Origin of the sequence: Micromonospora sp. 15K316 (assembly GCF_004348525.1) — a bacterium.
Taxonomy (GTDB): Bacteria; Actinomycetota; Actinomycetes; order Mycobacteriales; family Micromonosporaceae; genus Micromonospora.
This window is the reverse complement of sequence record NZ_SMKG01000436.1, coordinates 1-900: the sequence shown is the minus strand read 5'-3', so window position 1 is coordinate 900 and position 900 is coordinate 1. Positions and strand designations below refer to the sequence as shown.

Below are 900 nucleotides of genomic sequence, written 5' to 3'. Positions count from 1 at the left end.
CCGGTTCACCCCAGGTGGCGGGATCACCGAAGACGAACTCACCGCCGTGGCGGGGTGGACGGCCGACTACCCCCGGCTGCCGAGGCGGCACAGCCCGGCGCAGGACCCGGTCCGAGCGCATCCGGGCGAGGACCTGCACGGGCAGATCACGCAGGAGGAACGCCAGCCGGGGTGCGTCATAGCCGGCGTCAGCCACCACCAGGATGGTCGAATCACCGGCCTGCCACTGGCCGGCCGCGATCAGCCGCCCCACGATGTCCCGCAGCTGCCCGGCAGTGACTGCCGCCGCGTCATCGCCAGGCGCCAACCGCACCGCCTCCAACGGCGCGGTCCACGAACTACGGCCCGACTCCAACGCCACGACCATCGAATACGGCCAGCCAGGGACCATGATGGTCTGGTCCTTGCCGCGGCCGTAGGTGTGACACAGGATCCGCTGCGGCGAGGTGTGCGCGTCCGGCCGCAACCAGCAGGTGATGTCGACCGCCAGGACCAGACGCCCGTCAGCCGCCCGCGGCAACGGCACCGCCGCGAGGGCCGTGCGTAGCCGGTCGATGTCCAGACGACCGCAGGCGACGGCGTCATACAACGCCCCGTGACCCCGCCGATGCTCACCCACCAGCGACAACTCCACCAACGACCGGACCGGCCCGTCGGCGCACAACACCGCGTCCGTCAGGTCGAACAAGGCGTCAGCCCGAGCGGTCAAGCAGTCGTAGAACTCTCGCCGGAACCCCGCCAACTCCCCGACGGCATCAGCCGGACCACGGTCATGCACACTGATCACCAGAACAGCCCTTGGTTATTGATGTTCTTCCCTAGACAAGAAGATCATCGACCAAGGGCTGTTTCCGTGATCGGCCGGGGCCCCGACAGTAACCTCGGAGGTTAAAGATCAAG

The 900-nt window shown here is 68.2% G+C and carries 1 protein-coding gene; it reads right to left on the bottom strand.

Going from position 1 to position 900, the window contains the following annotated elements:
- Positions 1-787 (bottom strand): transposase (locus tag E1211_RS32190; RefSeq protein WP_132354017.1); only part of this gene is annotated, 787 nt, incomplete at its 3' end.
- Positions 788-900: the final 113 nt, after the last annotated feature.